Below are 26167 nucleotides of genomic sequence, written 5' to 3'. Positions count from 1 at the left end.
ATGATGTTATTTATATTGCCTATCATACTATTAAAAATACCACTATCTACACCCTCGAACAAGAGCCACAGCTTCAATTAAAAGAAAAGCCTTCCGCCAGTACAAGCGAAAGACTAAACTATACCTAATGCTATTCCAACCACTTATCCTCGCTTTTTACATTAAATCTAAAAGCAAGGTGTTGATAAAATGCTTGGCAGCAGTGGACAGATACCTATTTTTCATCCATATTACCGATTTTCTAATTTTCAAGGGCTCATCCAATATTTCTCTATAGGAAATATTGTTACTTGGGACTAAACCTAACACTGACTTTGGAACAATTGCCAATCCTATTCCCTCATTTGCAAGAACAATTAAAGTTCGAACATCATCACCTTTGCAGACAATATCGGGTTGAAATCCCATCTTATGACAATAGTCTATTATCATCGCTTCGTTACTTCGATGTAATAATAACGGTCTTCCCCGAAGTTCATCTATCGTTATATATTGTGATTGCTGTCCACTCAACCACTCTTTAGACATGGCAATTACCATCGGGTCAGCAGGCAGCTCCACCGCGTGATAAAGCTCTTCATTAAATGCTGATCTTGTGATTCCCAATTCAATTAAACCGCTATTCAATAAATCTAAGATTTTAGGGGTAGTATCCTCTAAAAGCTGAAATTTAATATTGGGATACTTTGCATGGAATTCTCGAATAACCCCCGGCAAAATAGCCACTCCGAATGAAGTAATCGTACCTATAGATAACGTTCCTGTATAGCCGTTATGCAGTTCCCTAACTTCCGCAGCAGTGGTATTTAGCAGCTCAAGTATTTGTCCTGCGCGGATATTAAGTAATTGCCCTGCCTCAGTAAGAGTAATTTTGCGATTGCCTCTGTCTATTAATTTTACTTCTAATTCACTTTCAAGAAGATGAAGTTGTTGACTTAACGAGGGCTGAGTCATAAACAACTGCTTTGCAGCTCCAGAAATCGTACCCGCTAGCACAATACTGCGAAAATATTTAAGTTGTTTAATATCCATACCTATCCTCTTCCCATCATTTTTTCCTATATATGATAAAGTTCTTTAGTATTATTTTTATAGTTTGGATACTGCTATAATGATACCTAAAGACACTGCTAACCGTCAAGGTATAGAACGAGGGCTTGGTCTTAGGAGCAAAATATATGGATACCATCAGTGTGCTTATTGTAGAAGACAATCCAGTGATTGCTAAAATTCATAGAGAGCTAGTTGAGTCTGTTGAAGGCTTTACTGTCGTTTCGATAGCAGCAACTCGAAAAAAAATTGTTGATTTACTAGTTAATAAGCGTCCAAATTTGGTCATTATTGATAACCATTTGCCTGATTTCAGCGGGCTTGAAATTATATCCTTTGCCCGTAACAGCGGATTACCCATTGATTTTATAATGGCCACTGCCGTCAATGACGGAACATCTTTGACCCTGGCTCTACGGTATGGAGTTATGGATTATATTATTAAACCTTTTAGCGCGGAGCGATTAAAAGCGTCATTAGCCTCTTATCGATTATTTTTTATGCAGCTAACAGAAGAGAGAATTCTACTGCAAAAACAAATTGATGAGTGGTATAAAACAAAAACCTTTTTCTCTCCAGCTGACAACTGAGTCGAAACCGTTACGCTATGGCCGCGAACAAAAAGTAAAGCCTCCTGGCAATACACCAAGAGGCTTTACTTGTAAAGTTTCAACTCATCAATTTGTTTTTGCAGTTTTCGTATTTGCTGCTTGAGCTCGGTCACTTCCCGCTTCATGCTCTCAGCAGAGGCCGCTGCCGCTTCCTCATCTTTCTTATCTAGCTGAGCTTGCAGCGCATCATTCAGCATTTGCCTGTGAGAAGCTATGATAAACATGACCTGGGCTGTCTCAAATAAGCCATTAGCCAGCAGGTTCAATTCATCAATCGTTAATTTCTCAGAAATAACCAGTCCAAGAAAGTAAAAAAGTATCGACGATTCCTCGGGAGTAATTTCATAAAATATAGATTCTGACGGAACTTCCTTGAATTGTTCTGCCGGATCTTCTTTAAATAATTCTGCCATATTTGACTCCATCAAATTGCAATTTTACGTATCCCTATACCATATGAATCATTCGTTAGGGCTATGATTCTTGCAAGCAATGGAGCTCTTATTATTTTCTGTTTTTTTCTAATGCTTCCCATAATCCCAGCAAATACTCGACGCCCAAGGCCCGATCATAAAGTCCATAGCCGGGCCGACCGGTTTCACCCCAAATCATTCTCCCATGATCAGGACGCATATAGCCCGTATAGCCAACGTCATGATAAGCTTTCATGATTTCGTACATATCCAGCGATCCTGCAGAACTAAGATGGGCAGACTCTTCGAAGCATTTTCTGCCGGTAATCTTCACATTACGTACATGCGCAAAATGAATTTTGCCCTTGCTGCCAAATTGGCGGATTAGAGCAGGGATGTTATTGTCGGGAGAAACACCGAGCGAGCCGGAGCACAAGGCAAGACCGCTGTAAGGACTATCCACGAGGTTAACAAACCGCTCCAGGTTTTCCTTGTGTGTAATAATCCTGGGCAGTCCGAATATGGACCAAGGTGGATCATCAGGATGAATAGCCATCTTGATTTTTACCTCTTCGGCAGTTTGAATAACACTTGTCAGGAAGTAATGCAGGTTCTCCCATAAGGTTTCTTCAGAGACCGATTTGTATGCCTCCAGTAATGCCTTCATATCTTCCTGCGTATAGCTGGTGTCCCAGCCGGGCAGCTTCAAATCTCCGGTGGCAGGATTCATTTGTGCCACAACTTCCGCATTATAAATAAGTGCAGTCGATTGATCAGGCAGCACATAGTCAAGTTGTGACCTCGTCCAATCAAAGACTGGCATGAAGTTGTAACAGACTACTTTAATACCTGCCTGCGCCAGATTGCGAAGCGTCCGGCAATAGTTCGCAATATATTTATCGCGTGTCGGAAGTCCCAGCTTAATATCTTCATGGACAGGAACGCTTTCAATGACCTCCAGCTCAAGGCCCCGGCTTTCCACTTTTTCCTTCAACGCCAGGATTTTATCTACCGGCCATACCTCACCGACCGGTACATCATAGATTGCAGATACCACCCCCGTCATTCCGGGAATTTGCCGTATGTACTCCAAGGGTATTTTGTCATCGACTCCGTACCATCTAAAGATCATTTTCACAGGCAAATCACTCCTAATTTTATTTTATATTCCTTATTTTAAGGTCAGCCATTTTAAAGGCACTAATACCAAGTCAGGGAATAAGGTTAACAGGAGCAGGAGTATGATCTCGACCCACATAAAGGGCATCACTCTTTTTATAATATCATCCATCGCGATTTTACCGACACCGGCTGCTACGTTAAGCACAGTACCCACCGGCGGGGTCAGCAAACCAATACAGTTGTTGAATACGAACATAAAACCGAAGTATACCGGATCAATACCAGCCTGCTGCACAATCGGCATCAGCACAGGGGTCAAAATCAGGATGGTCGGCATTACATCCATTGCTGTACCAACAATTAAAACAATAATATTAATCAGGAACATCAGCAGGATCTTGTTATCCATAAAATCAGCCAGCATTGCTGTTATCATTCCAGGAATGTTGGCTACTGTAATCAGCCACGACGATACCATTGCAGCAGCTGCCAGCAGCATAATAATACTGGTCGTCTTCGCTGCAGTTGTCAGCACTTTGTGCAGCTCGCTGATTTTAAGTTCCTTATAAATAAATACCCCTACGAACAAGGCATACCATGCGGCAATTGCCGCTGCTTCCGTCGGTGTAAAAACACCACCCCTAAGTCCGAAAATAATAATTCCAGGGAGTACGAAAGCCCACGCAGCTTCCTTTGTCGCCTGCCATAATTCTTGGACTGTTTGGCGGCGCTGAACCACAAACTTTTCTTTGCGAACCATCCAGGCCCAGGTAACGGCCAGAAAGATAGCTAGCAGCATTCCCGGTACAACACCGGACATAAATAATTTGGGAATCGACACATTAGCCGTAACACCAAACACAATCATGGGAATACTCAACGGCATTATGGGGGCAATGATACCGGCCGAGGCAATCAGTGCCCCTGATTTGGCACGGTCATAACCGGCTTCTGCCATCATCGGAATTAATATGGCTCCCAAGGCCGCTGTATCGGCGACAGCCGAACCAGACAAACCGGCAAAAATAACACTGGCAATAATCGCAACATAACCAAATCCGCCGCGAATATGTCCTACCAGGGCCATTGCAAAAGCAATAATCCGCTTGGATATTCCCCCCGCGTTCATCAGCTCGCCGGCAAGAATAAAAAAGGGAATAGCCATCAATGGAAAATTATCGGCACCATCGAGAAGGTTGGAGGCTAATATCTGCGTATCAAACATGTCCAATTGAAGCATAAGCGCAATCCCACTCATTAGCAGCGCCAGTGCGATTGGAATGCCCATTGCCATGACAATCAAGAGTGAGGCAATAAAAACAATAGTTACTTCCACTATTTTTCGCCTCCCGTGATTGACCTTGTGCCCTGCTCAAAATCAGCCTTTTCTTCTGAATCCGTTGTCATAACCAAATCGTTTTCATCAAGCTTATTGGTTATGACACGATATAATTTTCCGATGACAATGGCAATCATACCAATGCTCATAACCGCTCCCGATACATAAACATATGCATATGGAAGTCCAATAGCCGGAGATGACTGATCGATATTAAGCATGGTCAGCTTCCAGCTGCCATCCAATACCAGTAACAGGGTAATTAGTATAATAGCATTATTAATAACAAAAAGGATCTTCTTACCTTTTAGCGACAGTTTCCTTACTAAAGTGTCAACGCCCAAATGCTCATTGTCGCGCAATGCCAGAATAGCTCCTAAAAAAATCAGCCAAATAAACAGAAACCTTGAAACCTCTTCGGCCCAGGTAAGACCAGAGTTAAAGAAATACCGCAAAATTACATTGCCGAAAACAAAAATTGCCATTAAAGACAAAGCAGCGGCTATAAGATAATTAATTAGCCTTGTTGTCAATTCCGCAAACTTGCCCACCATGCTGCCCCTTTCAGAAAATGTAGTGGAGTTCTAGGGAACCCCACTACATTTTTAACTTATTTCGCCTGTTTATTAATTTTTTCTACCATATCTTTAGCCCAAGGATATTTGCCATAATAATCTTCATAGATAGGCTGTACGGCTGCTTCCATTTGCTGTTTAAACTGCTCATTAGGGGTAATAAATTTCATACCTTTGTCGGTAAGGAACTTCTTGTCTTCTTCATAGCTCTTCTCAGACAGTTCCCATTGGTAGTCAGCATAAGCTTTGGCTGCTTCCTCAACTACTTTCTTCTGATCAGCGGTTAACTTTTCCCAGAACTTATTGCTGACAATTAATACATTCGGTGTAAAGCCGTGGCGTGATTCTAAAATATTGGACTGTACTTCATAAAAACCGGACGATCTTACAACTCCGATCGGATTATCCTGACCATCAACTACCTTTTGCTCCAGAGCGGTAAATACTTCAGACAACGGCATTGGGGATACATTAGCTCCTAAAGATTGTCCAAGTTTTACAAATACCGGGGTATTCGGCATTCTCAGGCGTAATCCTTTGAAGTCCTCCATGCTGGCAACAGGACGGCTTGTTGAAAACATTCTAAACCCGTTTACTGACCAGGCCAATACTTTTACACCATGCGCCTTTTCCAGTTCGTCGCCCATCTCTTTGCCGATCGGACCATTCAGTACCGCTTTGGCATGTTTAAAATCCTTTAACAAAAAAGGCCACTCGGGAACGCCCATCTTAGGTACATCGGCCTGCATGATCATACCGGGAATACCCATTTCAATCGTACCATTACGAACACCCGTGTAGAATTGCTGTTCGCCACCAAGCTTATTGTTCTCAAAGATTTCCACTTTTAAGGTTCCGTTTGACTTTTGTTCCACCAGCGGTTTGAACTTTTCCCGCAAGGCCACATTCTGCGGATGCTCTGACGCATAGTAGTTAGCCACCTTAATTGTATATGTTTTGGCTTCCGTTGGAGTGCTGCTAGTACCAGTCTTTGAGCCGCCGCAGCCGGCCATCAGGATTGAGGATGCGAGAAGACATGTCAGGGCTACCTTAATCTGCTTTTTCATTTTTCTCCCCCTATTTATATGTATGATACATTGGAAACTACCTTATAGCACTGCCACTACTTTCATAAACTGGTCAGGATGTTTTGCAATCTGCTGTACAGCCGATGGAACCTCCTCCAGCGTAACGACCTGACTGATCAGTGCATCTACATTAATCTTCTTTTGATAGATAAGTTCCGTTGCTTCTGCGAATTCCCCTGCACTTGTACGGGAGCCAACTATATCCAGTTCTTTCTTGGTTATCATAGCTGTAGGCAGCGGAATCTCGGCATTGGGCCATCCTACAAGCGCAATTCTGCCGGCAAACGACACATACTCAATTGCTCCTTGTATTGCCGCCTTTGCACCAGATGCCTCGATAACAACTTCAGCCATTCTGCCATTCGTAATTGCGCTTATTTTGGATATAGCATCTTCTTTCGTGATATTAATTGTATATTTTACGCCTAAACTTTGGGCCAGATCCAGTCTTTCATCAACCAGGTCCATTACAATCGGTGTTGCACCATAGACATTCGCCACCTGTGCTGCCAATAAGCCGATCGGTCCTGCGCCGATAATGAGAACATGCTCACCGGCTTTAACTTTTGGTCTATGTATAGAATGCAAAGCAATTGTTAAAGGCTCAATCATGGCGACATGCTTCCATTCCATATCGGCAGGTACTTTGCTTACCAGTCGAAGCGGATGAGCGAAGTATTCTGTCATTCCACCATCTATATGAACGCCCAGCACTTTTAAATCTACACAGCAGTTGGTTCTCCCTAAGCTGCATGGATAACAATTATTGCACGGAATATAGGGCTCAACGATGACTTTATCGCCAACTTTGATATCCCGGTCATTATCGCCGACTTCCACCACTTCGCCGCCTATTTCATGACCAATGATCCGTGGATAGGATACCAGTGGATTTGTTCCTTTAAATGCGCCGATATCAGAACCGCAAATTCCCAAAGCTTTTACCTTAATTAATACATCATTAGTTTTTTCTCTAACGGCTGCAGGTGCATCTTGCACATAAATTGAATTGGGCTCATTCAGATTTACCACTTTCATTTTTGCTACGAACTCCTTCCAAAAGCCGAACTTGTAATACAACTACGTTTATGCGTCTATTATATTTTAAATATTTCCATGAGTCAACACGGAAACGTTGTGAATTTTTTAACAATTTACAGTATTGTTTTAATTCCCACAAACAATAGTTGTAATACACATCTATGCATCAAATCAAAAATAGCAGCCCCCTATACTCAAATAAAGGCTGCCATTTTAAATAACATATATTATTATAACGTTACCGATTCCATTTCGTTTATGGTTCGCTGAATATGCTTTTCCATAAAATGAGCAGCAAGTTCAGGATTGCATTCTTCTATTGCCGTGTAAATATTGCGATGCTCTTTAATACTGCTCGATATACCTAGCATTACATTTATATTGATTTGATTTTTTCTAATAATATGGCGCAGCATTTCATAAACCTTTACATTAAGAGGATTTTTACTGCCTCTGGCTATTTCCATATGAAATTCGAGGTCAGCCTCATTGAACTTTACCCGGTCTTCTGAAGCCAGGCTGTGCTCCATTTCTTCCAGGCACAGTTTCAATTGTTTCAGATTATCATCATCCCGGTTAGCAGCACAACCTTTTACAATTCCTACATCAATGACTTTACGAAATATGAGAATATCCCGTATGCTTTCATCGCGGAATATAGCAAAAGCCAGCAGCGGGCTTAATGAATAGGGAGAATCAGAAGCACTGACATAGGTTCCGCCGCCGCGAACCTTCTTCAAAATACCTAAGGCCATCATTCGTTCCAGGGCTGGTCGTACGGATACCCTGCTGGTATTCCAGATTTTACAAAGCTCATTTTCGGACGGCAATTTATCACCGGCTTTTAATTCACCATTAATGATCTTTAATTCTATGCTTTTAAAAATTTCATCGCTTATGCTTCTCATTTTCCATTCTTCCCTTTAAGAAATTATTCATTTAATATTACCATATAACATCCCTCCTTCAAAACAAAAAAGCCCTCCGTTAATTGCGGAAAGGCTCATTTTTTTCTACTTAACTCTTTCATTCCGTCTCTTCAGGATCACTCTCGCATACTATCCGTTTATTGCTGCAATCCTCTAACTCCATACCTGCATAACAAAGATCGAGTCTGAGCTTTACAATATACGGATACCTGCAATGCTTGGCTGCCAACGCATAAATATAGTAATTCTCCTCTTCCTCGTCCCAGCAGGAATAGAACACAAGTCCCTCAATTATATATTTACGCGGGAATTTGCAGCGTTTAATCTCCTGTCCGTCACAATCGTAAATACCAATAAACTGATGGCATCTTCCCCTATAGGCGGCTACATAATAAGGCGGGATCATTAATACAGCGCGGGTGCTCGTTCTGCGGGGTGTCTCAATTAAGCGTATACCGCAGCCTTTTTTGGTTATTTCAATAATCATTTTAGGAAATGCCACAACTAAAATATCTCTTTTACAGTCATAGGCTATACTTACTACATTGCTACAATTATCAGGCAGGTCCTCTATGTAGATGCAGCCAACTTCACAAAAGCAGCGATCCAATTTAAAAATTTTTCCAGCCTCTTCTGCAGAAACTGCCCAAAAACACCGTTCTCTCTCGTCGTAACAAATCGAAGTATAACCCCGGCAAGTTTCTATGGTCTCTACACTCTCAAAACAAGCATCCAACTTATCAATTAAGCAGCTTTGGGGCGAGGTTAAGTAAAAGAAGCACCCATCAAAGGCAATCCCAGTGTATTTACGGCAGTCATCTGTCTTTATCGGCAGTAAAGAACAAGTAGTCAATATACTCATTGATACTCTCCCTCCCTGTATGATCTGTTATCTATCGGTCTAAAACCCTTATGCCATTATATGAATGAAAAGGCAAAACGTTACAGAAAAATGAGTCCCTCTATGAGGGACTCATTTGCATTTTTGCTTAATCAGAAGCTCATACCTATTAAGCACTTCATTTAATTCCTGGCTTACCTTGACAACCTCTGGATCGAGAAAGCATTTTCCATGGGAGGTTTCATGCAGCCGCATACGCAGCTTTTCAATAATTTCTCGCAATTCTTCAATCTGATCCACGCTTACCACCCCAACATAAGAATATCTTTCATTTATTATTGGTTATCATCTATTACATTATCAGCTGTCTATTAAAAATCACCTACCATAAGATAGGCGAGATCCTCAGTGGATAATCACCGCCGTTATACTTTTCTTAACGCTGGCAGGCAACCTGGGTTCTACACCCTGTTTGTAATACAGCTAAATAAAAAAGCTGTTCAACTAAACGTGAACAGCTAGACCATTTTGCGTAAACTATGCATTTTGTCTTCTTATTCTGGTTTAGGCATCATTTCAGCCTTGATTACAACACCCTTTTCGTCGAATTCTACTATAGTACCAGCTTCATAAAGCTTTGTACTACTGCCATCCGCCGCTGCCAGCAGCTGGGCTTTGTTATTTAATGTACCTTTCATAACTTCCCCCTTCTCGTTTAGCTCAAGCGGCTGCTTACCTTTGAATTCAACGAGACCGGAACAGGCTGTATTATTGGTAAAGTTAGCAGTTAAAAGCTGCTGCCAGCCGACTGGGCGTAGATAGGTATTTTTACCCAGCGTACAGGTTGCCACCATTCCGCTGTCATGAAAACTGATTTCACCGCTTGTTATTTGCATATGATTAACTGAATTAAATTCAATACTATCATTAGTGTTGGTTATGGTACCCCTGGTAACCTCACCCTTGGCATTGAATATAACCTTGTTGCCTTCTTTGAATGTGAGAAGGCGATATTTAGGCTTCGTATCGGTCACATAATACGGGATAAACATCATTGGCGGAGCTACTGATGTTTTTCTGAGAGTAGCTGCAGCTGTACCAGATTCATACGGCAAATTTATCGTGTCAGCCAAAATCCCTTCAAGCACATTACCATACTCGTCAAGCGTAACAACAGTTCCTTTTTTAAACATTGGTATTTCACCCTGCGTTGCCATGATAATCCCTGGCGGCGTTATTCTGGTATTGGCATCTAATGTTTTGGTAATTAACGCTGCATTAACACTCGAATTAGGATAAAAAGAAAATAAGGCCGCAACTACCATTCCAGTTATTACTCTCAGCAAAAAACTCTTCACTAAAACCCCTCCTTTATATCTTCACTCTTTATCTTCGGTAACAAATTACCATTACCTTCCATATCGTACTCAGATAAAGAACTACTTAACAAGATCGGCGACCGTTGAAGCAGCTTCTAAATGAAAATAGCCTTTCAAGCAAATGCTTGAAAGGCTACTTTATTTATAGATTATTAAACTTTTCCAGTATTTCTTTTTCTTCCTCTGTTGTTGGCTCATCAAGCACGATGTTGTGAGGTATTTTTTGCTTGTTGCCATCGATGCAAACAAAGGTCGAAAAACCCTCTGCAACTTTAATCTCTGTATTATTTCTAAGAGCTTTCGTATAAACTGTAAGACTTGTCTTTCCAGCTTTTACTCCTGTTGATACAAATCTAATCATATCTCCATTAAAAGAAGGTTTCAAGAATTTCATCGAATGAATTTCAACTGCAACTAAATGATCCTTCTCACCATATTTGCCATATAAGTTGGAGGCTCCTAGAAAAGTTGCTTCAGTAAACCACTCTGCCAATCTGGCTGCAAATAAAGTATCGTGATGATTCATATCTTGACCTGTCACTAATCTGGATGTTTCGAAACTTTTCATCTTTTTCTTTTTTCCTCCCGTCTTATGTTCGACTCTACTACTTGCTGCTTTTCAGTTAGCACTATACATTTATTATACCATAACCCTTCTTTTGAAAAAAATATAAAGACGGGGGGTAAAATACTCTAACATCAAGTGTCTATCGTATCAAGATGGTGTCTAACCACCCCTCTGCAAATAGTAATGTCGCGTAATTATACAACACAACTCATGGAACTCAACTCCAACATGTCAGAAATACTTCTGATACCTATCTTAAACCTGACACTCTGTAATATTATAATTCTTCTCTCTAGCTATTGTAGAAAGCGCCATAGCATACAAACATAACAAAAAAGCTCCAGGCAAGCCTGGAGCCTTGATATACTTGGAGCGGGCAACGAGATTCGAACTCGCGACCCACGGCTTGGGAAGCCGGTACTCTACCACTGAGCTACGCCCGCCCGAATGAAGACGTCAAATTTGACGCCTTTTCATTATAGCGCAAGAAGTCTGAAAAATCAAGGCAGCTTCTTTAATGCTTCCCCTGCAAGCTTGTCGGCCAGTTCATTTCCCTCAACACCGGTATGACCGGCAACTTTGTTAAACTTAACCCATTGCAAATAGTTTCTGATAAAAGCGGCATAGCTTTGCGTAATAGGATTATTGGTTTTCCATTTGCCGGTAGCCCATTCTGAAATACCGATATAATCATGGTGGATGGTAATCACATCCACCTCCTGCTGCTCAGCCCATTGTACAGCCTCAATCGTGGCTTCCAATTCACCGGCTACATTGCGGATAACAACGGCATTTTCATCTTTGCCTACCCCACTGGCGGTGTGGATGACATTGGGACCTTCATAGACGGCGAAACCCCAGCTGTATTGTTTCTTATTATTATCATAACTGCCATCAACATATATATCGTAATGCTTTCCTTCAGGAGTAGCTGCTGTATGCGCAAGCTGACCGGTACCAGTGGCTGCTGCCGGAACTGTACCGGATACATATTCCTTGGCTTCTTCTTCTGTGGGAAAACTTTTAAAAAGTGCACCTTTATAGCCAATAACCTGCTTCTGGCAATCAGCCCAAGTTGTATATATACCTATCACTCTGCCTGCTTTGACACCATAATACTTTTTTGCTGCCATGAAAATTCTCCTCTGTAATGACTTGTACTATATAGTTCTGTTGAACTGGCAAAACTCCTTGAAATCCTGCGGAAATATTGCAATAACGGCACACTTAAAAATGTTGCTTGCTTCTATCCCGCCGAGAGGATATTATGAATAAATATGGTTCTACTGAAAAGGCTATAACTAGGAAAAGGAGGTTGCAATCATGAGACTAACTCGCAAACAGACTGCTGCCAGAGAGCAGGCCGATACATCCCGTATGGAAGAGGCGGAAAAATTCGTTATTGAGTTTATTGGCAAAAAGCCCTCAGAAAGCCCGAAGGCCAAACATATTTATACCAAGCTTTTGGCAGCCAAAAACTTTGAGGCTACGAAGAAATGGTTTCTTGCCAATAAGGAAGAGGACTGGAAACAGGAAAAGCGCTTTAGAAATTAATAGTACTACATACTCCTCTGAGCAATACGCAAGTATAGCTCTTTTTTATTTGTAGTTAGCAATTAATTTAGCAACATCAAATATAAGCTGGCGTTTCTCCGGTGGGCAAATTTGCAGAAGTGTAACCAATTCCGTTTTGAGGTAATCTTGCGTATGATAGGACACGCCAGTTATGAAGAAGCCTGGATTTATATTGAGTATATTGGCTATACGGATTAGCATTTCCAAATTAATTTTTGTTTTTCCATTCTCTATTTGACTAATATAGACTGTAGAAACATCTAATTTTTCACCAAGTCTTTCTTGCGTTAAGCCCTTTTGTTTACGGACTTTCTTAATTCTTTGCCCTATGGCATTATAATCAATATGCATGCAATATCACCCAGTTGTACTATATCAATATCAGAAAATCATCAACATATATCTATTGCTTAATATTAAGTTATCTATTAACATTAATTTGTAGATTAATATTGCGCCCGGTATTTAATCGGAATCCAGTTTCAGGGAATGGTGTAATGAGAAGATTAACAAAAGAAGAGCAACAGGAATACAACAAATTATGTGCCAAAGTTCGCGAATTAAGCGAAACCTTTGACCGCTTGGATGAGGCCAACTTAGATACAGACGAAGTAGCCATGGAGCTTGAAAAAATATTGGATCAATGCTCTTCGTTAATCCAGCGGAAAACAAAAATCCTCTCCTATGTAAAAAACATATGACAGGATTCTGGCTGTAGCTCACTAAATGTCTTGTAATTATATCACTAAAAGTTAAATATTACTATTGATAAATCGGTATAAATATAAGAAATGGAGCAGGTCATGCCTGCTCCATTTCACTATTTTGCAGTATTGATTGCTCTCAGACAATACACGAGATTTTCCTGTTCACGATGAAAGTTAATACACTGGCAGCACTTACCGTGTCTAGGACATGCACTCTTAGGGCACGTACAGTTTTCCTCGTTGCAGTTAGCCATTGTCAGCACCTCCACTATTATAGTACCTTTAATTATAGCATGGCTTATCCTATTGGAATATTAAAATATCGCGCTCTCTTCAACGCTTACGGCGTATATCAATAATATAATAATGGCTATTGCTCACACGGTCATATAGGCCTGCCCAAAAGCCGATGAAACACCCGACTGCAATTACCAGTCCGATTATGAGATAACTATTCCATAAAGAGACATCTATGTGATGATCCACCTTCAGGATAATGCTCACGGTAGTAGCAAAAGCATCATATTGTTCCTCAAGCATTTGGATAGTATTAAGGGATTGATCGGTTATCGGTTCACCGGCAATGACAGAAGAGCTTATAACCCCTGCCCATATCACGAAGAGTACTAATAGCAGCAATGGAATACCAAAGTATCCCCTGGCAGGTTTCTTCTTAACCTGATACAAAGCAGGCATTAACATTACCGGTACAGTACGCATCACAAAACAACACACTCCCTACCCAATGTTATGAGTATAGTTGCTTTATCAATATGCCTTTTGTCCATACTTTAGAACAAATAAAAAAGAGATCATTGCAACTGCAACGACCTCTTTTTTATTATTTCTAGTTATTGTCCGTTCCCCAGTTATATTCGATTCGCCGCGCTACATCCTGCGCAATCAAGCGGCCAAACAACAGTTGTACAACATGAAATGCCAGCTCCAAGCCGGAGCTTACGCCACCGCCGGTAATCATCTTGCCATCCTGCACTACCTTCGCATTGACTAACGTCACCTCAGAAAAAGCAGATAGCTCAGCAAAAGCCGTATGATAGGTAGTTGCTTTTCTTCCAGTTAGCAGCCCCGCCTCAGCGAGTAGAAAAGCCCCTGTACAAACTGAACAAGTATACTGACTGCCCTCATGCTGACGCTTGATAAAGTCCAGCAGCACCGTATTCTGGGCAGCTGATTTACGTCCCTGGCCTCCAGGTATAACCAGAATATCCAGCTGAGGGCACTCTTCGACTGTTTTATCCGGTAAAACCCTTAGCCCATTAAAACATCTCACCGGTTCCAGCGTTTCAGCAATAATTTTGACCTCGACGCTGGCCGGAATCACCTTATTAACATAACTCAGAACTTCAAACGGCCCGGCAAAATCCAGTTCCTCCACATCGGGAAAGAGTAGTACACCAATGGTTATCATATTCATCCCCCTTCCATGTTATCCCAATTGCTGATTATAAGCTTATTGGGTTATTTTTTAGATCAAATTCACATAGTTTTACTATGCAGTTCGAGAGAAGGGATACCAAATGGTCTTTTTCTATGCTCTGGTCGGTGCCTTTTGTCTAGGGCTGGCCCCTTTGTTCGGTAAATCGGCTTTAAACGGTGTTAATCCCATTACAGCCTTTGCATTGCGCACCGTTATTGCCGCAGCCCTGGTAACAACCTGGTTTGTCAGTACCCGCGGCGTTCAGGAGTTTACCTCGCTGCCGGTATCATTTTGGGTCGTGATTACAATTGAAGCTGTACTAGCTGCTTTACTTGGCGATCTGGCTTATTTTTATGCTCTAAAGCAGGGCAATATTAATGAAGTTGCTCTGATTATGGCCTGTGCACCGCTAATCACCATTTCTCTCAGCTATTTCTGGTTAGGCGAAATAGTGAGCAAAAACCAGCTGGTTGGCGCATTATTTATTACAATCGGCTTAGTATTTATCAGTTGGGATTGACTAAACGCTGCTTTTTTCTTGGACTATATATTTCCAGAAGATTTGCTGGAGCTTCTGCTTTCAATACATAGTCAGGCATTAGCTCATTACACTTTTCTGCAGCAGCTTTCAAATCATAGTATACTTCCCATTTGGCTTTAACAAGGTCCTGGCCGGTTAAGCGCAGCAAATAGGCAGGATGATATGTGGCTATAGCAGGCAGTCCGTATTTAGTGTCAAACCAGCGGCCCCGGTCTTTCGTAATGCGGCCATTGTCACCATACAGATATTTCAGCGCCACACTGCCTAGCGCGATGATAACTTTCGGGCGGACAAGCGCAATTTCCTCATCCAGCCAGTGCCCGGCACAGAATCGCCCTTCTTCCACTGTCGGGGTCCGGTTCCCTTTAGGGCGGCACTTGACGATGTTCGTTGTATATATGGAATCGCGGGTAATTCCGACGCTCCACAGCGCCTTATCCAGCAGTTGTCCCGACGGACCTACGAGTGGCACTCCATACTCATCCTCGACGCCCCCAGGGCCTTCGCCAACGATTATCAGTGGACTGTCAGCGATGCCATTATAGGAGGTAGGCCCGCGGTTTCCTTCACGGCACAGGGCACATTGCCGGCAAAGTGCCAGCTCTTTTTCCATTTCTGCAATGTTAGTATACAAGCTATCACCTCAAGAAAATTGCTTATCGGGTCCCTTAACATGAGCAAATTATCTACAAACAGGCTGCCTGCCAAGTCTTAGCCTATTGATCCAGACACTGAGAGAAGATGCCATCAGTCTTGTAGAAATGTTTATTTAGTTCCGTACCGGATAGCAAACCTCCTGCTAAATTAAGCAACTGCTCTGGGACGTTTTTTGCTCTATCTGGGTCTTTTGTCGCCTATTTACACATTTTCTGGTATGCTATAATACAGAGATGGATTATTAATTGGAGTGAAGTGAATGCAAAAGCTATCTGTCAAGTTACTGGAACCCGGTATGCTGACACATGGCAGGGTGCTCACAGCTGACGGCGCTGTATTATTAGGCAGTGAAGTTGTGCTAAATGCCAATTACATAAAAGGCGTTAAGCGGTTGGGTGTATCTGCCATTTTTGTACAAAACTCAATTCTTGACAGCGTTGGTCTGCAATATGAAGAAACACTTTCAGAGGATACCAAGCTTCAGGCCATTGCAATCGTAAAAGATTGTTTTACTGAAGCTAAGGCGGGCAGAATGCTGGACGTTTATAAAATTTCCACACTGGCCAAGACGATCATTGAATCGGTTAAACATAATCAATTAATCCGGCTTGATAACAGCTTTACACCGGATAATTATCTGTATATCCATTGTGTCAATGTAGCTGCCCTAGTCACAGTTATTGCTCATGACCTGGGCTATAACGAAAGCCGCCTTCATGAATTAGTCATGGGTGCATTGCTGCATGATATTGGTATCGCTATTTTGGATCAGGAAAAGGATTTTGCTTTTCAGGAAAACGATGAAGAGCACCCGGGAGCCGGCTTCGAATATGTACGCAAACTACGGGGCTACTCAACCGTTTCCTCCCATATTGTTTTTCAACATCACGAATGCTATGATGGCAGCGGTTATCCACGCCGTCTGAAGCAAAATGCCATTCATGAGTATGCCCGTATTACGACTATCGCCGATACCTACGACTTGCTGATCAGTGACTGGTCAGGCAAGCATCCGCTTTTACCTCATGAAGCATATGAAGCACTCATGTCAATGAGTTTGCATGCTTTTGATAAAGAAATTGCTGATCTCTTTTTAGCTAAAATCCCGCTCTATCCGGTAGGAACTTTTGTCAAATTGGATACAGGCCATATTGGTGTTGTGACGGAGGCGCTTCCAAAGCTACAATCCCGGCCAACGCTCGCAGTTATTCGTGATGGCAACGGAACATTCTTTGCCCAGCCTCAGACGATTGACCTGACACAGCTGCTGACCACTTTTATTACGTATGTATTAACTGAAAAAGAAGTCGTCGAGCTGACAAAAGAATATGATGCGGCTGCCATTGGCGGTACCGGCCTGGCTATCGAATAGTGGTTATGGTAAAATATAACTACCTTACGCGAAAGACGGTGATTTCATGTTAATTGAATTTGAAGGCCGCCTCCCCGATGTAGACCCAAAGACCTTTATTGCTGATGGAGCAAAGGTTATCGGCAATGTTACAATGAAGGAATATAGCAGTATTTGGTTTAATTCAACTGTCCGCGGCGATGGAGCGACTATCGATATCGGCCGGTATTCTAATATCCAAGATAACAGCATCGTCCATCTTGATGTTGGCAGACCTTGTTCTATTGGTGACTATGTCACAGTCGGACATAATGCCATCATTCATGGCTGTATCGTAGAAGACCATTGTCTTATTGGCATGGGCGCGGTTATTCTGAATAATGCCCGGGTTGGCCGGGGCAGCATTATTGCTGCGGGTACAGTCGTCAAAGAGAATATGATTATACCGCCTCACTCCTTAGTCGCTGGCATACCAGCTAAAGTGCTGCGGCAAATACCGGAAAAATGGGACAGCATTCATGCTCAAGCTGTAAAATATAAGACATTATGGTCCGAACGCTATGGAGTATTACCGGATGCCGGCGGCGAACGGTATAACGGTGAAAATATCATTTAAAAACAAAGTCCTTATCTCATAGTTGCGAGATAAGGACTTTATCTATTTTTTACTTTGAGAAGGTACAATACTAACAGTTTCACCAGGATTTACAAGTTTCTCACTGTCAACTATCTCCTGACCATTTACCTTCACCAGATATGAGCCCCCTTTTTCTTTGAAGCAAGTGGAAGGAAGATACGCATATGCTTCATCCTGTTCATGAACTTTATCTAATAATGTCATCACTGACAGTGGTTCACGGCTCGGTATTTCAAACTGCTGAAAATTTCCTTGCTGCTTGTCACCTGTTTCACAGCATATTTGAATGACAATCATTGGTTCAAAACGGAACACCGTTTTTTCTCCTACTATTACAGGTTCTAGAAACATTGCCTTAGGACGCACCCATAGTCCGTATGCACCATACAAAGCCCGGTATACTACCAATTCTTCCATCGTCTCACTATGAGCAGCCTCACCAATCACTTCATAATTATTCCCTTTGTAATGGCGGTAACGCCCCGGATAGAGAATCTCCATAGCTACTCCTTTCATGCTGTTTATCTTTAATCTTACGTTAAAATGAGATTGTCTTGGTATTATTATAAAGGTTATCACGTCTCAAGTATAATTAAACGAATCTTCGAATGATTTTTTCTTTCTGCTTTTTATTTTTATCGGCCCAAGAATGTCAAAAATTAATGTATAATGTATTCTATATGAGTTTCCTGTCAGAAAGGAGTCTTCCATGAATATACCCCGTTCCGTTTCGGTGCCTCTGCGACGGTTTTCTACCTATTACCGTCTGCGTAAAGATACAATAGCCGGTATTACAGTTGGCATTATTGCAATTCCTTTAGGGCTGGCCTTTGCTATCGCCTCCGGCGTTAAGCCCGAGTACGGTATATATACGACTATCATAGCTGCCGTTTTAGTTGCCGTCTTCGGCGGAAGCCGCTATCAGGTAACCGGTCCAACCGGTGCATTTATCCCGGTATTACTCTCTATCGTACTCACCCATGGTTATGAAGATTTGCTGATCGCCGGGTTTCTAGCTGGAGTCATGCTGGTATTAATGGGCATATTTAAACTTGGCTCACTCATTAAATATATTCCCCGCCCTGTAACTATTGGTTTTACAGCCGGCATTGCCGTTAATATTTTCGCGACCCAGATTCCTGCCTTTCTCGGTTTAACCGGATTGGCAAGACATGAAGCATTCTTGGCCAATATGCATGAAATAGCATTGCATCTCGGCAGTATGAATGCCTACAGTATTTTAACCGCACTGCTATGCCTGCTGATTATTCTCGTCACGCCCCGCCACTTTCCCAAAGTTCCTGGTGCGTTAATTGGTATCATTGTGTCCGGATCTACTGCCTATCTATTGTTTCCCGGACAAGTAAGCACTATTGGTTCTGCTTTTGGTGGCATTCCCACCAGCTTACCTACTCCACACCTGCCGCAAATTGACGGCGATAAAATTGCTGAGTTGCTGCGTCCAGCCTTCGCAATTGCCACACTGGGTGCTATTGAATCTCTGCTCTCGGCAGTTGTAGCTGATGGTATGACCGGTCAGCGCCACAATAGCAACAAGGAATTAGTTGGACAAGGCATCGCTAATATGGTTGTTCCCCTGTTTGGCGGCATTCCCGCTACCGGTGCAATTGCCCGGACAGCTACTAATATTAAGAGCGGCGCTGTCTCTCCTTTATCCATTATCATCTCAGCGGTTTTTGTTCTGCTTACCATGCTGTTTCTGGCACCGCTGGCCGCCCATATTCCGCTCGCTTCAATGGCCGCCATCCTTATGGTTGTATCCTATAATATGAGTGAGCATAAGCACTTTCACGAAATTCTCAAAACGCACTCTAACGATGCCAAGATACTGATTGCTACCTTTCTCTTTACCGTATTCACCAATTTGACAACAGCAATTGAAGTCGGTCTTTTGTTGTCCGTTGTCATGTTTACTAAGCGCATGAGCGATATTATGGCTGTAAACAAGGTACTGCCTGATGAGACTGATCACTTTGAAGCAATTTCTGCACAAGAAGCACTGGGAATTCATGACTGCCGCCAAGTAAGTATTTTCAATATTGAAGGTCCGCTCTTCTTCGGTGCTGCCCAAACCTTCTCGCAAACAGTTATGGACATTATCGATTTTACTCCGAAGGTGCTAATTTTAAGAATGAGTAAAGTGCCCTTTATGGATCTTACAGGTGAAAACCGGCTGCGCAGTATTATTGAACAATTTATGAAGCGTGGTGGTATCATATTTATTTCCGGTTTAAATGCGCAGCCGGAAAAGATCTTGCGCTCAACCGGTCTTTACGATCAAATTGGTGCAGATCGCATGTTCCGCCATACCAGTGAAGCAATCAGCCAAGCATTTTTGTATGTTGATCTTACTGCCTGCACAAAATGCGACAGCTGGGTTTTCAAAGAATGTCCTCATATGAAGCAGCCTGAATAAAAATAGAAAGACCGCAAAATGCGGTCTTTCTATTTTTTATTGCAGCATATATTGCTGCTGGCTCTTGGGCTGGTCAATTCGCACGGCTTTAGCTGTATGCTCCCAGGCCGCTATGATTGACTCTCCCTTGATGATTGTCCCCGCTGGCATAAAATAATCAAAGGAACCAAAAACTGAAAGAATGACCTTTTCTCCTGGTTTTATTGCTAAATCAAGCTTCTCAAAATTAATGAGCATCCGATTGGTTTCGCTCTTTATTTTTCCCTCTTTTACTAGCCGGTAAGTACTTGCAGGATAATAGACACACGTATACTCGCCTTGCTGCTGCCGCTCAACCCAAAGCCATATTTTATCAATGTTTTGAGATGATATTTGAGCAGCTTTCCAATTTAGCCGGGGTTGATCATGGGCCTCAACGGCTATCTCAAGCGAATTTAAAACTATGACAGACTCATCAGCAGTTAGTATTTTACTGTAAATGCAAAGCTTATTTAACTCATTACGCTCTATTATAATTGTTTCTGCCGGTTTGCTATCGTTTGGCGTGACCCATAGATAGCCTGCCGGCAAGTTTTTTACCATATTAGAACATAAGCCGGTTGCAGGAATAATCAGCAGTAATCCTAGCAGAAATAACGTTATTTTTTTCATAAAAAAACCACCTCTAATAGCAGTATTGACATTTGTTTGTCCATACCATACCCGAGGCAGCATTTATTCTTTAATCAAACAGTTAATATTTTTACTGCCTGATAGTTTGGTTTTATTTGCTTTTCTATATAGCTGTCCTGAGAAAAGTCTTTAAGTAACTCTTCATATACCACAAGCGGGACTTTTTGATACCGGTATATACCATTATACAAAAATTGAATCTCCAACTCTTGCTTAATCGAATCATAGCGAATAGAGCGAATGCTGCCGGATTGAAGAATTTTATCCATGCAAATCACCCCTACCGATATTACCGTGGCAGTTCGCGGTAAAAAACCATCATAATTGTATCTTTATCAAGATACAAGGTCTCTCCTGATATGGTTTTATCAAAGTACCATCCTTGTCGCCCATAATCATTTAGCAGATCTTCCAGTTTTTCTCCATCTAATCGCGAGAATCCAAAGGTACTCTTCTTTTTAACTTCAACTACCTTATATTCCCGTGTCACCAGCACTCCTCCTTATACTATTCTATTGCCAAATTAATTCTTTAAAGCAGCTTATTTTCCTTCTTATGGAAAAACATTCTCACAACTCTCTTTATAAAAAAGAGTTATCACTATATTTCCTGGAAATTATTATGGAGCAGTAGCAGTATTTTGTTTACAGATTAGCTATTATTGCCGCTGCAAACTGTGATGTGCTAAGCTCTTCAGCCTTGTCAATCCCACGCGCCAAATCATAGGTCACTTTTTTCTGCTGAATGGTTTTTGTCAATGCTTCAGTAATTGCATCAGCCGCCTCGTGCCAGCTCATGTATGTAAGCATCATAGCTGCTGAAAGAAGAACCGAACCGGGATTGACTTTATCCATACCAGCATATTTAGGAGCATTGCCATGCGTCGCTTCAAAAATAGCAACATAATCACCTACGTTGCCGCCTGGAGCCATCCCCAGACCGCCAACCTGCGCAGCAATTGCATCTGACAAATAATCTCCGTTTAGATTAGGGCAGACTAATACATCATAGTCCGCGCTTCGCAGCAGTATCTGTTGAAACATATTGTCGGCAATACGATCATTCAGTAGTATTTTTCCCTCGGGCAGCTTATTACCTGCTAATTCCTCCTCTGTTATCACTACATGGCCGAATTCACTTTTTGCCAGTTCATAACACCACGTTTTAAAAGCACCTTCTGTATATTTCATGATATTGCCTTTGTGAACAATTGTCACTGTACTGCGTTCATTGTCTACTGCATATTGAAGTGCCTTGCGCATGATTCTTTCTGTTCCGTGCTTACTGAGAAACTTAATGCCAATTCCTGCGCCATCTGGTATCTGGCAATTCATTTCAGAATTCAGGTAATGGGTGACTTTCATTGCATTTTCACTGTCTGCAGGCCACTCAATACCTGCATATACATCCTCAATATTCTCCCGGAAGATGACTATATCTACTAATTCGGGACGTACAACAGGACTTGGTGTACCTGGTACCCATTTTACCGGTCGAATGCAAGCATACAAATCTAGTTCCTTCCGCAATGTAACATTGATACTACGGAAACCGCCGCCAATGGGAGTTCCCAACGGACCCTTAATGGCAACAATGCACTCTTTGATAGTCGCCAGTGTTTCTGCAGGCAAGTAACTCCCTGTCTCATGGTAGGCGTTCTCACCGGCTGACAGCGGGCACCACTCGATCTTGCGGACACCATGATATACCTTGGCAATAGCTGCATCAATCACACTGCTGGCAGCTGACCAAATTTCCGGTCCTGTTCCATCTCCTGCAATATAAGGAATTACAGGATTATCCGGTATTAGCAGTTTTCCATTATGAATTGTTATTTTTTTACTCATTTTATTCTCCTTATAATACGTTTATTTATAAACGCAATAATCCCAAAACAGTCACCTAAGCCACTATCTTACTTGGATCATTACGTTTTACCGAAATGGTATACGGTATACCAAAAAAGACTGTATTTGCCGCGCAAGCGTTGCTAAGTTTAGCCACGCCTGCACCACTGCCGGCAACTACTCCAATGGGCTCGAAAATTCCTCGGAAAGTACTACTTTTTTCATCAGTTCATTACGAGAATGTTCAATATGCTGACAAACCAACTTTTCTGCCCGCTCTACATCGCGGTCAATAACAGCTTGTAATATTTCTTTATGCTCCCGAACAGCACTTTGCCGCCGAGGTAAGCTAGACAAATTGATCTTGCGGTACCGTTGCAGCGATTCTTTTAAGATATACAAGAAGTTCTTTAATAGTGGCATATTTGCCGTATTTACAAGGACATCATCAAACTCGTGCAAGCCTGTATAGGTAGTCTGAACGGCACTACCATTTTCCACTTGTTCTAACTGCTCCACAATAGCCTGTAAATCGTTAATCTGTTCTGACGTAATTTTATGAATGGCGCTGCGAATCGCCAAACACTCCAAAGATTTACGGATGTTATAAATTTCTTCAATTTCCTCGATATTAAAACCACGCACGATTACACCTTTACGAGGCAAATATTCAATAAAACCCTCAGTTTCCAATTTGCGCAAGGCTTCACGGACAGGTGTCCTGCTGGCATTAAATTTGGCTGCAATATCTCGCTCTACCAGGCGCTGTCCCGGTTTAATCAACCCATCTAGAATGGCTTGTCTAACATGATCATAAATTATTTCACGTATTGGTTTGACATCAGTCAATCCCTCAGGAAAAATTAGTCCATCCATTATATCCTCCACGCTGATAAACTTATCCAAATGGAATACGGTATACCAAATTTTATTGACTATTTCTTCGTTTATTAGTAATATCCTGTTTTATAATCCTTAAAAGTTTAACATTAATTTTAATACCAGCATTTTTCTGTTTTTTCTTTGGGTATGCTATAATACTGACATAGGAGCGTGAGAAAAACATTGGATTCTCAGTCGATCATTTTTGAAATCAGTATTATTTTTGCCCTGATCATTGCTAATGGTCTTTTTTCTATGACTGAAATGGCTATTGTTTCATCTAGAAAATCCCGTCTGGAAAAGAAAGCTGATGAGGGCGATAAAGGTGCCCGGGTCGCTTTAGAGCTAGCAGAAGATCCCAATCAAATGTTATCTACCATACAAATTGGCATTACTTTAATCGGTATCCTCACAGGAACATTTGGTGGCGCTAATTTAGCCGGTATATTGTCAGAGCAGCTAAAGATCTTTCCGTTATTAACTCCATATAGTTATAGTATAAGTTTATTTATTGTTATATCCGCAATTACCTATTTTACATTAATCATTGGTGAACTTGTTCCCAAACGCCTGGCAATGAACAATCCTGAACCGATTGCTTCTATTATGTCTGTGCCAATGCGAACCTTTGCTAAGCTATCTTTACCGGTTGTTGCCTTCTTAAGCGCTTCAACTAATGCCGTGTTGCGATTTGCCGGTATTAAACCTACTGAAGAGCCCGCCGTTACCGAAGATGAAATTAAGATTTTGCTGGAACAAGGTGCAGAAGCAGGTACGTTTGAAAAAGAAGAACCAGAATTAGTGGACCGGATATTCCGTCTAGCCGACCTGAGAGCTGGCGCAGTTATGACACCTAGGACACAAATGCAATGGCTTGACCTGGAACAGCCTGCGGAAAGCCTGCTCCAAGTTATAACCGAGAGCAGCCATTCCCGTTTTCCAGTTGCTCGCGGCAGTTTAGACAACTTTATCGGTATGATCTATACCAATGATATACTGGCCGACCATTTACGAGGCAAAAAACTGGATGTCGAGAAAGCCATCCGTACGCCGGTATATATTCCCGAATCCATGAAAATTATGAAGGTACTGGAGATATTAAAGTCAGCAGTTACTCATGAGGCAATTGTCCTTGATGAATACGGGGGAATTGAAGGCTTTATTACCCTTCACGATATTTTAGAAGAAATCCTTGGTGTTATGCCTATGGGTCTTGAAGAAATTGAAGAATCCCGGATTATAAAGAGAGATGATACTTCTTGGCTAGTTGACGGTTTAGTTGGTATTGAAGAGTTCAAAGATTACTTTGACATCGATGAACTACCAGGTGAAGAAAAAGAGCTGTTTAAAACTGTAGGCGGCTTTGTGACATATTTCTTTGGCTATATACCAGCCGCCGCCGAACAGTTTAACTGGAACGTTTTTCAGTTTGAAATACTAGATATGGATCGCGTCCGCGTAGATAAAATATTAGTAACAAAAAAAGAAATAGATGCAAATGCTGATTTTTGGTAAGAAAAACTCCCGTACTTTTTGTACGGGAGTTTTTCTTACCATTTTATCTTTTTACTTCTACTTTAGCCATTTTTTCATAATAACGGATGAGACCGCCATGGTCATCATCTCCCATTCCATCTACTTTTAATGCCTGCATCATTTCCATGACTGCTGCCGTCAATGGTAAAGGTACTCCCATTTCATGGGATGTCTCCAATACATTGTTTAAATCCTTAATATGCAGATTAATGCGGAAACCGGGGTCGAATTTACGATCCATTACCAATGGCGCTTTAGCCTCCAATACGGTACTGCCCGCTAAGCCACCCCGGATAGCCTTGTATACCAGCTCCGGCTCCACTCCTGCTTTACTAGCCAGTACTAGCGCCTCTGACATCGCGGCAATATTAATAGCCACAATAATTTGATTGGCTAGTTTGGTAACGTTACCTGCACCAATATCACCGGTAAGCACAACCGACCCAGCCATAGACTTCATTACAGGATAGCATTTATCAAATATCTCCTGGTTTCCTCCTACCATAACCGATAGACTGCCATCGATGGCTTTGGGCTCACCACCGCTTACCGGTGCATCTAAAAAAGCAACTCCTTTTTCAGCTAACCTCGCACCTACTTCCCGGCTGACCAGCGGTGCAATAGAACTCATATCTATTACCACTGCGCCTTGCTTAGCACCTTCGATAATGCCATTTTCACCTAACACGACTTCTTTTACATGAGGAGAGTTGGGCAGCATTGTGATCACAATATCAGACTGAGCTGCAACGTCTTTGGGAGTAGCGGCGCTTATTGCACCGGCGGCAGCCACTTCACCTACCGCCTCCTGGTTCCGATCCATAACAATCAGCTCATAACCAGCCTTCAGCAAATTTTTGCTCATTGGTTTGCCCATAATTCCTAGTCCAATAAATCCTATTTTCATTTTTCTAAACTCCTTGCTTTTTAG

General features: G+C 41.9%; 32 protein-coding genes and 1 tRNA gene. 8 read left to right on the top strand and 25 right to left on the bottom strand.

From position 1 onward, the window contains the following. Positions 1 to 156: 156 nt before the first annotated feature. Positions 157 to 1032, bottom strand: coding sequence for a LysR family transcriptional regulator (locus RTR76_RS00950; protein ID WP_312515555.1), 876 nt, complete (start codon positions 1030 to 1032; stop codon positions 157 to 159). A 146-nt stretch (positions 1033 to 1178) separates the two neighbouring features. Here RTR76_RS00950 and RTR76_RS00945 point away from each other — a divergent pair, with 146 nt between their 5' ends. Then, the gene (locus tag RTR76_RS00945; RefSeq protein WP_312515552.1) at positions 1179 to 1640 is read left to right on the top strand and encodes a response regulator; all 462 of its coding nucleotides are present in this window, start codon (positions 1179 to 1181) and stop codon (positions 1638 to 1640) included. Between the two features lie 65 nt (positions 1641 to 1705). On the opposite strand, the gene RTR76_RS00940 is transcribed toward RTR76_RS00945, so the two are convergent. The 13 genes from RTR76_RS00940 to RTR76_RS00880 form a co-directional block, all read right to left on the bottom strand. Beyond that, positions 1706 to 2074, bottom strand: a complete 369-nt coding sequence (locus tag RTR76_RS00940) for a hypothetical protein (protein ID WP_312515549.1) — start codon at positions 2072 to 2074, stop codon at positions 1706 to 1708. Positions 2075 to 2165: 91 nt separating this feature from the next. Further along, positions 2166 to 3206 carry a mannonate dehydratase gene (gene uxuA, locus RTR76_RS00935; protein ID WP_312516163.1) on the bottom strand — a complete coding sequence of 347 codons (1041 nt, stop codon included), beginning with the start codon at positions 3204 to 3206 and terminating at the stop codon, positions 2166 to 2168. Positions 3207 to 3245: 39 nt separating this feature from the next. Then, positions 3246 to 4532 (bottom strand): TRAP transporter large permease subunit, encoded by a 1287-nt coding sequence (locus RTR76_RS00930; protein WP_312515546.1) that lies wholly within the window; start codon positions 4530 to 4532, stop codon positions 3246 to 3248. Beyond that, entirely contained in the window at positions 4532 to 5089 is a 558-nt protein-coding gene (locus RTR76_RS00925; RefSeq protein WP_312515543.1) for a TRAP transporter small permease, read from the bottom strand. Before RTR76_RS00925 ends, RTR76_RS00930 begins: the two co-directional genes overlap by 1 nt. A gap of 56 nt (positions 5090 to 5145) precedes the next feature. Further along, on the bottom strand, positions 5146 to 6177 hold the full coding sequence (locus RTR76_RS00920) for a TRAP transporter substrate-binding protein (protein WP_312515540.1): 1032 nt from the start codon (positions 6175 to 6177) through the stop codon (positions 5146 to 5148). A 42-nt stretch (positions 6178 to 6219) separates the two neighbouring features. After that, positions 6220 to 7236 (bottom strand): zinc-binding alcohol dehydrogenase family protein, encoded by a 1017-nt coding sequence (locus RTR76_RS00915; RefSeq protein WP_312515537.1) that lies wholly within the window; start codon positions 7234 to 7236, stop codon positions 6220 to 6222. A 233-nt stretch (positions 7237 to 7469) separates the two neighbouring features. After that, positions 7470 to 8147: a FadR/GntR family transcriptional regulator gene (locus RTR76_RS00910; protein WP_312515534.1), complete on the bottom strand. Its 678-nt coding sequence runs from the start codon at positions 8145 to 8147 to the stop codon at positions 7470 to 7472. Between the two features lie 118 nt (positions 8148 to 8265). Then, positions 8266 to 9030 (bottom strand): hypothetical protein, encoded by a 765-nt coding sequence (locus RTR76_RS00905; protein ID WP_312515530.1) that lies wholly within the window; start codon positions 9028 to 9030, stop codon positions 8266 to 8268. A 111-nt stretch (positions 9031 to 9141) separates the two neighbouring features. Then, on the bottom strand, positions 9142 to 9309 hold the full coding sequence (locus RTR76_RS00900) for an aspartyl-phosphate phosphatase Spo0E family protein (protein ID WP_312515527.1): 168 nt from the start codon (positions 9307 to 9309) through the stop codon (positions 9142 to 9144). Between the two features lie 254 nt (positions 9310 to 9563). Continuing rightward, positions 9564 to 10367: a hypothetical protein gene (locus RTR76_RS00895; RefSeq protein ID WP_312515524.1), complete on the bottom strand. Its 804-nt coding sequence runs from the start codon at positions 10365 to 10367 to the stop codon at positions 9564 to 9566. A gap of 163 nt (positions 10368 to 10530) precedes the next feature. Continuing rightward, a complete protein-coding gene (locus RTR76_RS00890) occupies positions 10531 to 10956 on the bottom strand; it encodes a hotdog domain-containing protein (protein ID WP_312515521.1) in 426 nt (141 codons plus the stop codon). A gap of 368 nt (positions 10957 to 11324) precedes the next feature. Beyond that, positions 11325 to 11399 (bottom strand) — tRNA-Gly (locus RTR76_RS00885). Between the two features lie 57 nt (positions 11400 to 11456). After that, on the bottom strand, positions 11457 to 12089 hold the full coding sequence (locus tag RTR76_RS00880; RefSeq protein ID WP_312515518.1) for a ribonuclease H family protein: 633 nt from the start codon (positions 12087 to 12089) through the stop codon (positions 11457 to 11459). A gap of 190 nt (positions 12090 to 12279) precedes the next feature. On the opposite strand from RTR76_RS00880, the gene RTR76_RS00875 reads away from it, so the two are divergent. After that, the gene (locus RTR76_RS00875) at positions 12280 to 12510 is read left to right on the top strand and encodes a hypothetical protein (RefSeq protein ID WP_312515515.1); all 231 of its coding nucleotides are present in this window, start codon (positions 12280 to 12282) and stop codon (positions 12508 to 12510) included. A 45-nt stretch (positions 12511 to 12555) separates the two neighbouring features. Here the strand turns inward: RTR76_RS00875 and RTR76_RS00870 are convergent, their stop codons facing one another. Continuing rightward, complete coding sequence (locus RTR76_RS00870) at positions 12556 to 12882, bottom strand: helix-turn-helix transcriptional regulator (RefSeq protein ID WP_312515512.1); 327 nt, start codon at positions 12880 to 12882, stop codon at positions 12556 to 12558. A 146-nt stretch (positions 12883 to 13028) separates the two neighbouring features. On the opposite strand from RTR76_RS00870, the gene RTR76_RS00865 reads away from it, so the two are divergent. After that, positions 13029 to 13232 carry a hypothetical protein gene (locus RTR76_RS00865; RefSeq protein WP_312515509.1) on the top strand — a complete coding sequence of 68 codons (204 nt, stop codon included), beginning with the start codon at positions 13029 to 13031 and terminating at the stop codon, positions 13230 to 13232. 339 nt (positions 13233 to 13571) lie between these two features. Here the strand turns inward: RTR76_RS00865 and RTR76_RS00860 are convergent, their stop codons facing one another. After that, positions 13572 to 13961, bottom strand: a complete 390-nt coding sequence (locus RTR76_RS00860) for a hypothetical protein (protein ID WP_312515506.1) — start codon at positions 13959 to 13961, stop codon at positions 13572 to 13574. Positions 13962 to 14085: 124 nt separating this feature from the next. Continuing rightward, on the bottom strand, positions 14086 to 14667 hold the full coding sequence (locus RTR76_RS00855; RefSeq protein ID WP_312515503.1) for a DJ-1/PfpI family protein: 582 nt from the start codon (positions 14665 to 14667) through the stop codon (positions 14086 to 14088). Positions 14668 to 14776: 109 nt separating this feature from the next. On the opposite strand from RTR76_RS00855, the gene RTR76_RS00850 reads away from it, so the two are divergent. After that, the gene (locus RTR76_RS00850) at positions 14777 to 15196 is read left to right on the top strand and encodes an EamA family transporter (protein WP_312515500.1); all 420 of its coding nucleotides are present in this window, start codon (positions 14777 to 14779) and stop codon (positions 15194 to 15196) included. On the opposite strand, the gene RTR76_RS00845 is transcribed toward RTR76_RS00850, so the two are convergent. Further along, positions 15183 to 15851, bottom strand: a complete 669-nt coding sequence (locus tag RTR76_RS00845; RefSeq protein ID WP_312515497.1) for a uracil-DNA glycosylase — start codon at positions 15849 to 15851, stop codon at positions 15183 to 15185. The genes RTR76_RS00850 and RTR76_RS00845 overlap by 14 nt on opposite strands. Before the next feature lie 282 nt (positions 15852 to 16133). Here RTR76_RS00845 and RTR76_RS00840 point away from each other — a divergent pair, with 282 nt between their 5' ends. Further along, on the top strand, positions 16134 to 17246 hold the full coding sequence (locus RTR76_RS00840; protein WP_312515494.1) for an HD domain-containing phosphohydrolase: 1113 nt from the start codon (positions 16134 to 16136) through the stop codon (positions 17244 to 17246). A 46-nt stretch (positions 17247 to 17292) separates the two neighbouring features. Further along, positions 17293 to 17841: a gamma carbonic anhydrase family protein gene (locus RTR76_RS00835; RefSeq protein WP_312515492.1), complete on the top strand. Its 549-nt coding sequence runs from the start codon at positions 17293 to 17295 to the stop codon at positions 17839 to 17841. A gap of 42 nt (positions 17842 to 17883) precedes the next feature. Here RTR76_RS00835 and RTR76_RS00830 read toward each other — a convergent pair whose 3' ends face one another. Continuing rightward, complete coding sequence (locus RTR76_RS00830; RefSeq protein ID WP_312515489.1) at positions 17884 to 18363, bottom strand: DUF1653 domain-containing protein; 480 nt, start codon at positions 18361 to 18363, stop codon at positions 17884 to 17886. A 208-nt stretch (positions 18364 to 18571) separates the two neighbouring features. Here RTR76_RS00830 and RTR76_RS00825 point away from each other — a divergent pair, with 208 nt between their 5' ends. Next, positions 18572 to 20299: a SulP family inorganic anion transporter gene (locus RTR76_RS00825; protein WP_312515486.1), complete on the top strand. Its 1728-nt coding sequence runs from the start codon at positions 18572 to 18574 to the stop codon at positions 20297 to 20299. Positions 20300 to 20335: 36 nt separating this feature from the next. On the opposite strand, the gene RTR76_RS00820 is transcribed toward RTR76_RS00825, so the two are convergent. The 5 genes from RTR76_RS00820 to RTR76_RS00800 form a co-directional block, all read right to left on the bottom strand. Next, entirely contained in the window at positions 20336 to 20950 is a 615-nt protein-coding gene (locus RTR76_RS00820) for a hypothetical protein (protein ID WP_312515483.1), read from the bottom strand. A gap of 74 nt (positions 20951 to 21024) precedes the next feature. Continuing rightward, complete coding sequence (locus RTR76_RS00815; protein ID WP_312515480.1) at positions 21025 to 21240, bottom strand: KTSC domain-containing protein; 216 nt, start codon at positions 21238 to 21240, stop codon at positions 21025 to 21027. A 20-nt stretch (positions 21241 to 21260) separates the two neighbouring features. Next, positions 21261 to 21461: a DUF4177 domain-containing protein gene (locus RTR76_RS00810; protein WP_312515477.1), complete on the bottom strand. Its 201-nt coding sequence runs from the start codon at positions 21459 to 21461 to the stop codon at positions 21261 to 21263. A gap of 154 nt (positions 21462 to 21615) precedes the next feature. Beyond that, positions 21616 to 22818, bottom strand: a complete 1203-nt coding sequence (gene icd, locus RTR76_RS00805; RefSeq protein ID WP_312515474.1) for an isocitrate dehydrogenase (NADP(+)) — start codon at positions 22816 to 22818, stop codon at positions 21616 to 21618. A 177-nt stretch (positions 22819 to 22995) separates the two neighbouring features. Next, positions 22996 to 23694 (bottom strand): GntR family transcriptional regulator, encoded by a 699-nt coding sequence (locus tag RTR76_RS00800; RefSeq protein ID WP_312515471.1) that lies wholly within the window; start codon positions 23692 to 23694, stop codon positions 22996 to 22998. A gap of 177 nt (positions 23695 to 23871) precedes the next feature. Between RTR76_RS00800 and RTR76_RS00795 the strand changes: the two genes are divergently transcribed. Beyond that, entirely contained in the window at positions 23872 to 25215 is a 1344-nt protein-coding gene (locus tag RTR76_RS00795; RefSeq protein ID WP_312515468.1) for a hemolysin family protein, read from the top strand. 43 nt (positions 25216 to 25258) lie between these two features. Here RTR76_RS00795 and garR read toward each other — a convergent pair whose 3' ends face one another. Further along, positions 25259 to 26143 carry a 2-hydroxy-3-oxopropionate reductase gene (gene garR, locus RTR76_RS00790; protein WP_396144031.1) on the bottom strand — a complete coding sequence of 295 codons (885 nt, stop codon included), beginning with the start codon at positions 26141 to 26143 and terminating at the stop codon, positions 25259 to 25261. Positions 26144 to 26167: the final 24 nt, after the last annotated feature.

It is taken from the genome of Anaerospora sp. (assembly GCF_032013335.1).
GTDB lineage: Bacteria > Bacillota > Negativicutes > Sporomusales > DSM-15969 > Anaerospora.
This window is presented reverse-complemented; position numbering and strand designations above follow the sequence as displayed.

Bases quoted from the DNA above. Each gene is read 5' to 3' on its own strand.
- RTR76_RS00855 (WP_312515503.1), bottom strand. From the start codon at position 14,667: ATGATAACCATTGGTGTACTACTCTTTCCCGATGTGGAGGAACTGGAT.
- RTR76_RS00875 (WP_312515515.1), top strand. From the start codon at position 12,280: ATGAGACTAACTCGCAAACAGACTGCTGCCAGAGAGCAGGCCGATACA.
- RTR76_RS00870 (WP_312515512.1), bottom strand. From the start codon at position 12,882: ATGCATATTGATTATAATGCCATAGGGCAAAGAATTAAGAAAGTCCGT.
- RTR76_RS00925 (WP_312515543.1), bottom strand. From the start codon at position 5,089: ATGGTGGGCAAGTTTGCGGAATTGACAACAAGGCTAATTAATTATCTT.
- RTR76_RS00820 (WP_312515483.1), bottom strand. From the start codon at position 20,950: ATGAAAAAAATAACGTTATTTCTGCTAGGATTACTGCTGATTATTCCT.
- RTR76_RS00880 (WP_312515518.1), bottom strand. From the start codon at position 12,089: ATGGCAGCAAAAAAGTATTATGGTGTCAAAGCAGGCAGAGTGATAGGT.
- RTR76_RS00890 (WP_312515521.1), bottom strand. From the start codon at position 10,956: ATGAAAAGTTTCGAAACATCCAGATTAGTGACAGGTCAAGATATGAAT.
- RTR76_RS00840 (WP_312515494.1), top strand. From the start codon at position 16,134: ATGCAAAAGCTATCTGTCAAGTTACTGGAACCCGGTATGCTGACACAT.
- RTR76_RS00920 (WP_312515540.1), bottom strand. From the start codon at position 6,177: ATGAAAAAGCAGATTAAGGTAGCCCTGACATGTCTTCTCGCATCCTCA.
- garR (WP_396144031.1), bottom strand. From the start codon at position 26,143: ATGAAAATAGGATTTATTGGACTAGGAATTATGGGCAAACCAATGAGC.
- RTR76_RS00800 (WP_312515471.1), bottom strand. From the start codon at position 23,694: ATGGATGGACTAATTTTTCCTGAGGGATTGACTGATGTCAAACCAATA.
- RTR76_RS00865 (WP_312515509.1), top strand. From the start codon at position 13,029: ATGAGAAGATTAACAAAAGAAGAGCAACAGGAATACAACAAATTATGT.
- RTR76_RS00815 (WP_312515480.1), bottom strand. From the start codon at position 21,240: ATGGATAAAATTCTTCAATCCGGCAGCATTCGCTCTATTCGCTATGAT.
- uxuA (WP_312516163.1), bottom strand. From the start codon at position 3,206: ATGATCTTTAGATGGTACGGAGTCGATGACAAAATACCCTTGGAGTAC.
- RTR76_RS00830 (WP_312515489.1), bottom strand. From the start codon at position 18,363: ATGGAGATTCTCTATCCGGGGCGTTACCGCCATTACAAAGGGAATAAT.
- RTR76_RS00915 (WP_312515537.1), bottom strand. From the start codon at position 7,236: ATGAAAGTGGTAAATCTGAATGAGCCCAATTCAATTTATGTGCAAGAT.
- icd (WP_312515474.1), bottom strand. From the start codon at position 22,818: ATGAGTAAAAAAATAACAATTCATAATGGAAAACTGCTAATACCGGAT.
- RTR76_RS00850 (WP_312515500.1), top strand. From the start codon at position 14,777: ATGGTCTTTTTCTATGCTCTGGTCGGTGCCTTTTGTCTAGGGCTGGCC.
- RTR76_RS00825 (WP_312515486.1), top strand. From the start codon at position 18,572: ATGAATATACCCCGTTCCGTTTCGGTGCCTCTGCGACGGTTTTCTACC.
- RTR76_RS00940 (WP_312515549.1), bottom strand. From the start codon at position 2,074: ATGGCAGAATTATTTAAAGAAGATCCGGCAGAACAATTCAAGGAAGTT.
- RTR76_RS00835 (WP_312515492.1), top strand. From the start codon at position 17,293: ATGTTAATTGAATTTGAAGGCCGCCTCCCCGATGTAGACCCAAAGACC.
- RTR76_RS00945 (WP_312515552.1), top strand. From the start codon at position 1,179: ATGGATACCATCAGTGTGCTTATTGTAGAAGACAATCCAGTGATTGCT.
- RTR76_RS00950 (WP_312515555.1), bottom strand. From the start codon at position 1,032: ATGGATATTAAACAACTTAAATATTTTCGCAGTATTGTGCTAGCGGGT.
- RTR76_RS00905 (WP_312515530.1), bottom strand. From the start codon at position 9,030: ATGAGTATATTGACTACTTGTTCTTTACTGCCGATAAAGACAGATGAC.
- RTR76_RS00910 (WP_312515534.1), bottom strand. From the start codon at position 8,147: ATGAGAAGCATAAGCGATGAAATTTTTAAAAGCATAGAATTAAAGATC.